General features: G+C 69.1%; 7 protein-coding genes and 2 pseudogenes. 4 read left to right on the top strand and 5 right to left on the bottom strand.

Features of this window, described 5'->3' with window-relative positions; translation table 11 throughout:
• Window positions 1–95 precede the first annotated feature (95 nt).
• Complete coding sequence (locus ACFWUY_RS39840) at window positions 96–746, bottom strand: hypothetical protein (RefSeq protein WP_384121588.1); 651 nt, start codon at window positions 744–746, stop codon at window positions 96–98.
• 230 nt (window positions 747–976) lie between these two features.
• On the opposite strand from ACFWUY_RS39840, the pseudogene ACFWUY_RS39835 reads away from it, so the two are divergent.
• The 3 genes and pseudogenes from ACFWUY_RS39835 to ACFWUY_RS39825 all read left to right on the top strand — a co-directional run bounded on the left by ACFWUY_RS39835 (window position 977) and on the right by ACFWUY_RS39825 (window position 2909).
• A pseudogene (locus ACFWUY_RS39835) lies at window positions 977–1697 on the top strand (IS701 family transposase).
• Window positions 1694–2083 carry a hypothetical protein gene (locus tag ACFWUY_RS39830; protein ID WP_384121586.1) on the top strand — a complete coding sequence of 130 codons (390 nt, stop codon included), beginning with the start codon at window positions 1694–1696 and terminating at the stop codon, window positions 2081–2083. Before ACFWUY_RS39835 ends, ACFWUY_RS39830 begins: the two are co-directional and overlap by 4 nt.
• Window positions 2084–2258: 175 nt before the next feature.
• The gene (locus ACFWUY_RS39825) at window positions 2259–2909 is read left to right on the top strand and encodes a hypothetical protein (RefSeq protein WP_384121584.1); all 651 of its coding nucleotides are present in this window, start codon (window positions 2259–2261) and stop codon (window positions 2907–2909) included.
• Window positions 2910–3009: 100 nt separating this feature from the next.
• On the opposite strand, the gene ACFWUY_RS39820 is transcribed toward ACFWUY_RS39825, so the two are convergent.
• Window positions 3010–4128 (bottom strand): fatty acid desaturase family protein, encoded by a 1119-nt coding sequence (locus ACFWUY_RS39820; RefSeq protein ID WP_384121582.1) that lies wholly within the window; start codon window positions 4126–4128, stop codon window positions 3010–3012.
• Between the two features lie 7 nt (window positions 4129–4135).
• A complete protein-coding gene (locus ACFWUY_RS39815) occupies window positions 4136–5191 on the bottom strand; it encodes a ferredoxin reductase (protein WP_384121580.1) in 1056 nt (351 codons plus the stop codon).
• Window positions 5192–5277: 86 nt separating this feature from the next.
• Between ACFWUY_RS39815 and ACFWUY_RS39810 the strand changes: the two genes are divergently transcribed.
• On the top strand, window positions 5278–6417 hold the full coding sequence (locus ACFWUY_RS39810) for a PucR family transcriptional regulator (protein WP_384121578.1): 1140 nt from the start codon (window positions 5278–5280) through the stop codon (window positions 6415–6417).
• A gap of 31 nt (window positions 6418–6448) precedes the next feature.
• Here ACFWUY_RS39810 and ACFWUY_RS39805 read toward each other — a convergent pair whose 3' ends face one another.
• Window positions 6449–6688 carry an integrase core domain-containing protein gene (locus tag ACFWUY_RS39805; protein ID WP_384121576.1) on the bottom strand — a complete coding sequence of 80 codons (240 nt, stop codon included), beginning with the start codon at window positions 6686–6688 and terminating at the stop codon, window positions 6449–6451.
• Window positions 6689–6961: 273 nt separating this feature from the next.
• Window positions 6962–7596: pseudogene (locus ACFWUY_RS39800) on the bottom strand (IS5 family transposase); the annotation flags it as partial.
• Between the last annotated feature and the right edge of the window lie 688 nt (window positions 7597–8284).

The raw sequence follows: 8284 nt of genomic DNA, 5'->3' as shown, positions 1-8284 counted from the left end.
CCTGCTGGCGACGTCGTCACCAAGCCCGCGCCCAGGCCAGCCACTATCGACGGCAAGCCGGTCAGACGTGAAGATCACGATCTACGGCTGGAGTATTAGTCGGGGAAGGAGAAGTAGAGAGCTTCGCTGTAGAAGGACGCGAAGTGCCTCTGCCAGTCAGCTCGGACCGAGGCCAGCCAGTCGTCGTTCTGGCCGGCGATCGCCGCCTCGGCCTTGGCGACGGCGTCGGGGATGTCCTCGGATGCCAGACGCCGCACGCTCGCTGCCGGATCGTCGTCCGTCATCGAGACAATCTCCCCGGTCTCGAGGACGAAGTACTTCGCCTGCTGCTTCTCGAGGTGGGCCGTGGTCCTGGCAACGCATTCGGCGAACTCGGCGTCGTCCTCCAGGCCCTTGCCGACCGCACGCAGGAGGTCGCGAAGCAGGGCCGCCCCGTTGGCGTAGTCCGCGGCGATGCCGATCGGAGGGTTCCAGATCATGGACGGGACGATCGTCGTTCCGTGCCCCACCATGAGCTTGTGTGCGAGCGGGATGTCCCAGTTGTGCTCGGATATGCATCGGATCCGCTTGGGGACCTCTGTCTCGCTCGGCATCGAGTCTGCGGAGTAGAGATACGAACGGTTTGCCATGGTGGCGACGCTAGCACCGGAGACCGACAATGCCGGCGCCGTCGGACTCCTCCCGCCGTTCTCCCCGGCCGGGTCGTGCTTGTCATAGCCGAGGTGGTCGGTGATCTCGCCCTCCAAGGGCGGACTCCAGCAGCCGCTTCGTCAACTGCTGACACCACCCCGGCGGAACCCTCCTCGTAGCGCTTCGTCACGTCGGGTGATCTTGCCTGGTGGTGGGCATCTTCCGGCTATGAGGCTTGGGGAGGTGAACGGCTCCGGGGCGAGTTGGCGGAGTTCGTTGCCGATGTGTTCGCCTCGCTTCCGCGGCGGATCAGCGGCGGTGAGGCGGCTGTTATCCGCGGGGGTTGATGCTGGACGGGCGGCGCAAGTCGGTCCGGCCGATCGCCGAACGGCTGCCGGACGGGAACATGCAGGCCCTGCAGCAGTTCGTGAACCAGTCACCGTGGGATCCGCCGGCGGATCGCCGAGCGGCTCTGCGAGGCGACCCGTCCGGAGGTATGGGTGATCGACGCTGTGTCGTTCCCCAAATGCGGCACCGCTTCGGCCGGAGGGGCCCGGCAGTACTGCGGAGCACTGGGGAAACGGGCGAACTGCCAGGTCGCGGTCAGTGCCCTCGCCGCCACCGACACCGCATCGTGCCCGCTGGACCGGCAGCTGTATCTGCCGCGGGAGTGGACGGAGGTGCCGGACCGCTGCCGCCGGGCAGGGGTGCCGGACGGTGCCGTTGCCCATCAGGAGAAGTGGCGTCCGGCACTCGGCCTGCTGGACACGCGCACCGGCTGGCAGTTGAAGGCGCCGGTGGTGGTCGCCGACGCGGGCTACGGCGTCAGCACCCCGTTCCGGACCGGTCTCGAGGGACGTGGGCTGTCCTATGTCCTCGCGCTGTCCGGCAAGGAAGTCGCCCACGTCAAAGAGGCCGAGCCGCACCGGCCCGCCTACGGCGGGCTCGGGCCGCCGCCCCTGCCCCGCTACCGCACCCCGCCCCGAGCCGTCGGTGTCCTGGTGGCGGAAACCGGTGCGGAGTGGTTCACCGAGGCGATCTGGCGGAGGGCGGCAAAGGTCCGATGACCTCACGGTTCGCGGTCCTGACTGTGCGGGCTGCGGGCAAGCAGTCCCTGGCCGCGGCCCGGCAGGCGGGCGGCGGCCGCAGCCGGTGGGACGGTGCGCTGCCCGCCCGGACCCTCCTGGTCGAGTGGCCTGACGGTCAGGACGCGCCGGCGGGCTACTGGATCTCGAATCCGCCCGCCATCACACCGGTCACCGATCTGGTGCGGTGGGCGAAGATGTGCCGGCGCGTCGAACACGACTACCGCGAGCTCAAGCACGGCCTGGGCCTGGACCATTTCGAGGGCCGCACCTGGCGCGGCTGGCACCACCACGTCACCCTCGTCACCGCCGCCCAGGCCTTCCTCACCCTGCGGCGGCTCGACCCCAAAGCCCACACGCCGGCCTGACCCTCTACCAGGTCCTCGACATCCTCCAGGACCTGCTGCGGTACTGGACCGGCATCTGCACCACCTGCGGCCGCCCCCTGCCCCGCAACAGAACCAGACGAAGAACCTGACGAAGAACTACTAGGCTGTGCGCCGGTCGGTCCCAGGCGCGGGGACCCAGGGGGCGGGGAACAGGATGTCCGTAGAACGTCACATAGCGGGGATGCTCCAGCAGATCGCCCGTCAGCAGGGCATCGTCGAGATCGCCCCCCAGGGCTCCACACCGAAGGCGGCCGCCCTGGCGCACGTGGCGGAGCAGTACGGCTACACGTACGGAACGGCGTACAGGACGGGGTTCAAGAACTCGCTCGTCCAGGTCCGGATGTACCGGGACCCGCAGCCCGACGCGCGCGTCCGCGAGGCGGCAACCATCACCGCCCATCCGCAGGCGGGCAATGGCGGGAGAGTGCCGGGGCTGGAGCAGGGATCGCTGAAGCCGCTGCCCGAAGCGGTCGGTGCCGTGGCCGTGCTGAAGGACCTCATCACCTTCGACGTCATGGCCCAGTACGTCGCCGACCGGAGACAGAAGGTGATGGGCTACCTCGCCTGCGTGGTCCTGACCGTCCTCCTGCTCATCGACAGGTCGCCGGTCGAAGCGGTCGCCTCCGGCGGGGCGGTCGCGCTGCTCTTCACCGTGGCGTTCAAGGTGGGCGCGATCCGCCGCGGGAAGATCACACAGCGCCTGACGGACGCCGGGTTCCTCGTGGTGCGTGACGAACGGGGCGACCAGCGGTTCCTGCGCCCGGGGCAGCAGTCGCCCGGCCACACCGACCCGTTCGCCGCCTGAGGGCCCTGGCCTGCCGAACGCCGCCCGCGTGCTCGCCGAGCACCTCACCCCGGCCGGCACCGGCCATCCGTGGACCGGTGCGACGTTTTACTACCGGGAATCAGGCCGCGACGAGCTCCTGCTCGCGGCCCGGCGTCTCGACCTTGGGCTTCTTGTTCGGCAGCGAGAGCCGGAATACCTTGTGCCACGCGGAGAACACCTGCTTGGGCAGCGGGCCGGTGACGTACTCCAGCTCGTACTTCTCGAACAGCGCGCGTACTTTCACTGCGACCTCGGCGTACCGGTTGCTCGGCAGGTCCGGGAACAGGTGGTGCTCGATCTGGTGCGACAGGTTGCCGGTCATGAAGTGCATGGCCCTGCTGCCGCTGATGTTCGCCGAGCCCATCATCTGGCGCAGGTACCACTGGCCGCGCGTCTCGCCCTTGATCGACCGGCGCTCGAAGACCTGCACGCCCTCGGGGAAGTGCCCGCACATGATCACCGAGTGGGACCAGATGTTGCGGACCAGGTTCGCGGTGAACGTCGCGGCGAGCGTGGTGAGGAACGACGGGCCCGACAGCAGCGGGTGGATCACGTAGTCCTTGAGCACCTGATTGCGGATCTTGCGGCCCACGGCCTTGGCCCGCGCGCGGAACTCCGGGTTCTTGCGGCGGCGCTTGTGCAGGTTCTTCCCCAGCTCCAGGTCGTACGCGGCGATGCCGTACTCGAAGAAGCAGGCGTTGATGAAGTTCCACAGCGGCTGGCCGAGGTGAAACGGGTGCCACTTCTGGTCCTCGTCGACGCGCATGATGCCGTAGCCGAGGTCGTTGTCCTTGCCGATCACGTTGGTGTACGTGTGGTGCAGCTCGTTGTGCGAGTGCTTCCACTGCTCGGAGGGTGAGACGTGATCCCACTCCCAGGTGGTGGAGTGGATCTTCGGGTCTCGCATCCAGTCCCACTGGCCGTGCAGGACGTTGTGGCCGATCTCCATGTTGTCCATGATCTTCGCCACGGACAGACCGGCGGTGCCGAGCAGCCACGCGGGCGGGAAGAACGAGAACAGCAGCACGCCCCTGCTGACCAGCTCGAGCTTGCGCTGCGCCGAGATGACCTTACGGATGTAGGCGGCGTCTTTCTCGCCGCGGCCGGCGATCACCTCGTCGCGGATCGCGTCCAGTTCGCGGCCAAGCTCTTCGATCTGCTCCGCGGTCAGGTGGGCGGTGGGGTCGATGGCGGTCAAGGTGCTCCTACCGTTCGATGTCGCAGGGGCCCGCCGCGGCGGACACGCAGGTCTGGATGAGGACGCCCGGCTCGGCCTCGGTGATCTCGCCGGTGCGCAGGTCGCGGACGGCGCCGGCCTTGAGCGGCGTGATGCAGCCGAAGCAGATGCCCATGCGGCACCCGGAGGGCATGAGCACGCCGGCCTCCTCGCCGATGTCCAGCAACGGCGTGGCACCGTCCGCGTCGACGGTCTTGCCGGTGGCGCTGAACGTGACCTCGCCGCCGTCGCCGGCGACGACGATGCTGGGGCGGAAACGTTCGGTGTGCAGGCGCTCTGGTACGCCGTGCTCGCTCCAGTGCTCTTCGGCGGCGTCGAGCAGGCCCGCGGGCCCGCAAGCCCAGGTCTCGCGCTCGGCCCAGTCGGGCACGAGTTCGTCGAGACGGGCGATGTCGAGCATGCCGTCTGTGTCGGTGTGCACCTCGGTGAGCCGCAGCTTCCTGTCCGCGACCAGGTCGTGCAGTTCGTTGCGGAAGATCACGTCTTGCGGCTGTGGCGCGCAGTGGACCATGACGACGTCGTCGAACTCCATGCCGCGCAGCATGCTCATCACGGGCGTGATGCCGCTGCCGGCCGTCAGGAACAGCACCTTGGCGGGCTTGGCCTGCGGCAGCACGAAGTCACCGGTCGGCTGGTCGAGCTGGATCAGGGTGCCCGGTTTTACCCTGCGGACCAGGTGGTTGCTGACCTTGCCGTCCGGGATCGCCTTCACGGTGATCGTGACGCGGCCGTCCTGGCGGTTCGTCGGCGAGGTGAGGGAGTAGGCACGCCACAGGCGCACCCCGTCGACGTCGACCCCGATCCGCATGTACTGACCGGCTGTGTGGCCGCGCCAGCCCCGTCCCGGCCTGATCACGATAGTCGCGGCGTCACCCGTCTCGGGGTGCACGGCCTCGATGCGCCCACGCAGGTCAGCGCCCGCACGCAGCGGGCTGACCAGGTCGAGGTAGTCCGACGGCAGCAGCGGCGTCGTGACCATCTCCAGCAGTTTCCACGCCCTGCTGCGAAGGGCTGCACTCGTCATGACTCCAGCTTGCTGCCCCTCAAGGGGTAAAGTCCTGACCGCAAGACGTAAATCTGGTCGGCTGAATTGTTCGCAGGGAACAAAACGTGAGCCATGCAATTCGGAGGGCCAGCGAACTGGCCCTGGACGAGACGACGGTCACCGCACTTCGGGCCGCGCTGAAGACCACCGCCGACGAGGTCGTCCAGGCGATCATCGACGAGGTCCCTCCCTACGCCAACGCCCTTTCGGGCCGCATGGGCGGCACCATCCGCCGAGCCGTCCGCACCGCCCTGGGGCACTACCTGGACCTCGCGAGCGGGAACGCCACAGGCGGCGACGCCGGTGACGCAGCCTACGAGCTGGGCCGCGGCGAGGTGCGCTCCGGCCGTTCGATGGACGCCCTGCTCAGCGCATACCGCGTCGGCGCCCGCGTGGCCTGGCGATGCCTGGCAGCGGGTGCCGTACCCGCAGGTCTGCCCGCCGCCGAGGTCGCCAAGTTCGCCGAGCTGACCTTCGCCTACATCGACGAGCTCTCCGCTGCGAGCGCCGCGGGCCACGCCGACGAACTGGCCGCCCGGGGCAGGGCCCACGAGCGCCACCTGGAACACCTGGCCCGCGACCTCCTCGCCGGCGCGAGCCCGGACGTGCTGCTGGCCTCTGCGCAACGGGCCGGGTGGCAGCCCCCGCTTTCGCTGACCGCGGTCCTGCTGCCCGCCGCCCAGGCCCGGCCTGCCTACCGCGCGCTCGACCCGAGCACCCTCGTCCTCGACGATCTGCCGGACGCCACCGGTGTGCTGCTCGTCCCCGATGCCGACCGATCACACCTCTTGCGGCAGCTCACCGACCGCACCGCCGTGGTAGGCCCGGCCCGGCCATGGACTCGTGCGTCCGCCTCGTACACACGAGCCGTACGCGCGCGCTCCCTCTCCTCCGATATTCGCGACACCGAGGACCACCTGCCCGAGCTGGTGCTGAGCGCCGACATGGACGCGTTCGCAGACCTGCGTGCCCGAGCCCTCGCACCGCTGCGGACCTTGTCTGTCGCGACCGCACGGCGGCTGGAGGAGACGTTGCGGGCGTGGCTGCTGCACCAGGGCAGGCGGGACGAGGTGGCGGCGGCGTTGTTCGTCCATCCCCAGACAGTCCGGTACCGGATGTCGCAGCTGCGGGAGCTGTTTCCGGATCTCGCATCGCCACACCGCGTCCTTGAACTGACGCTGGCGGTCGGCCTTCGGGTCAGCTGAGCGGGACCTTGTCCCCGGATTCTGAACACGTCTATGCGGCTTGGGCCAGGGTAGTTACTGCTGGTTGGAGGCCGTTCTCGTAGGCGATCGGAGACCGCTGGCCGAGGCGGGAGTGCCTGCGTCGGGTGTTGCATCGGGCCGGCCAGCGGAAGGCGTCGAGCCTGGCCTCGTGCTCGCTCGACCAGCCTTTGCGGCCTTTGAGTGCCTCCCTCTTGAAAGCGGCGTTGAAGCTTTCCGCGGCGTTCTCCCCGCTGGACACGACCGCGCCCATGCTCTGTCGGACCCCTGATGACCTGCAGATTTCAGCGAAGGCCCTGCTCGTATATGGCGAGCAGTGATCGGTGTGCATCACCACTCCTGCCAGGATCCGCAGGTTTGCTCGGCGGCCGCGAGGGCGTCGATGACGAGTTCGGTTCGCATGTGATCGGCGATCACCCACCCGGCCGGCTGACATGAGGCGAGGCCGATGACGGTCGCGAGACAGCAGAGCTTCCCGCCGCCGACAGGCAGGTAGGTGATGTCGCCGACGTACTTACTGATCGTTTCAGAATGAGGTTCGCAGGCGCCTCAAGCAGATGATGCTGCAGGTGAGTTGGAGCAGTCCGAGGTGGAGGTCGGTGCGTATCTCGTGGCGGATCCGGAGGCGTTTGAACGGGTGGAGCCAGGCGAAGGTCCGCTCCACGACCCATCGGGCCTTGCCCAGACCGGAGCCGTGCGGGACACCTCGGCGGGCGATCTTCGGTGTGATGCCGCGGGCCCAAAGGACGCGCCGGTACGTGTCGAAGTCGTAGCCGCGGTCGGCGAACAACCGGCCCGGCCGGTGCCGCGGCCGCCCACGGAGCCCTCGGATGCGGGGGATCGCGTCCAGCAGCGGTGTCAGCTGGGTGACGTCATGCCTGTTTCCGCCGGTCAGGGTGACGGCGAGGGGGGGGTGCCGTACCGGCCGGTGATCAGATGGTGCTTGCTGCCCGGCCGCGGGCGGTCGACCGGCGAAGGTCCGGTGTGAGCCCCCCTTCAGGGCCCCCGGACATGCGAGGCGCCGATCGCGGCATCGTCCATGTCCAGCAGACCTGCTCTGCGCAGCTCGGCCAGGAGCACCTCGTGCAGGCGGGGCCGGACGCCGGCCTCGGTCCAGTCCCGCAGACGCCGCCAGGCGGTCACTCCGCTGCACCCGGTCCGCTCGGCCGGGCCATCGGGGCACGCGACGCCGCGATCGGCACCGTCATGCTCCTCGCCGGCAGTGCTCACGAGCGGAAGGCGGTCGCCGGCTGCCGCATCGCGGCGGACACGTCGGACGCCCTGCTGTTCGGCACACTCCTCGAAGACCGTGACAAGCGATGGAAGGGGTGACCGGCTTCGCCATTTCCTGGACCGTCCTGTGCGCCGCGAGCCTGTCCGGCACGACGTCCTCCGGCCGATGACGGCCGAACGGATGAAGCAGGCACTCCGTTCGGACGGCATGGTGACGCACTGCCTGCGCGCGTGACAAGAAACAACGACCATGGACGCAGGCATGTTCGACCTGCCGTACCCCTGCCCGATCGCCGTCGCATCGGCCGGCAGGTCGGGAGTCTTGGCTGAAAGCCGAACAGGCGTATCACCGGTGGCCCGGCGTGTCCGGCGCGATTTCGCGCTGACGGCCCCGCCGCCGGGGGACCGCTTCCGGCGCCGGGCACGAGGGTTCCGAGCACCTCGCACCCCGGACGATCCAGGTGCGGACCGGTCCGGTGACCGCGTACGGGGACCCGTCACACACGGAATCGGTCCACGGCGTCGGGGGGCGAGAGGCAGCGGACCACTGAAGGGAGACGCCATGCGCGAGCATGTACTGGAGGGCCGGGCCGCCGTCGTCACCGGCGCGGCTCGT

This window comes from Streptomyces sp. NPDC058664 (assembly GCF_042716635.1).
GTDB lineage: Bacteria > Actinomycetota > Actinomycetes > Streptomycetales > Streptomycetaceae > Streptomyces.
Note: the sequence above shows the minus strand (reverse complement) of the source record. Positions and strands in the feature narration are given on the sequence as shown.

Coding starts and splice junctions, on each gene's coding strand:
- ACFWUY_RS39815 (WP_384121580.1), bottom strand. CDS start 5,191: ATGACGAGTGCAGCCCTTCGCAGCAGGGCGTGGAAACTGCTGGAGATG.
- ACFWUY_RS39830 (WP_384121586.1), top strand. CDS start 1,694: ATGACCTCACGGTTCGCGGTCCTGACTGTGCGGGCTGCGGGCAAGCAG.
- ACFWUY_RS39805 (WP_384121576.1), bottom strand. CDS start 6,688: ATGGGCGCGGTCGTGTCCAGCGGGGAGAACGCCGCGGAAAGCTTCAAC.
- ACFWUY_RS39825 (WP_384121584.1), top strand. CDS start 2,259: ATGTCCGTAGAACGTCACATAGCGGGGATGCTCCAGCAGATCGCCCGT.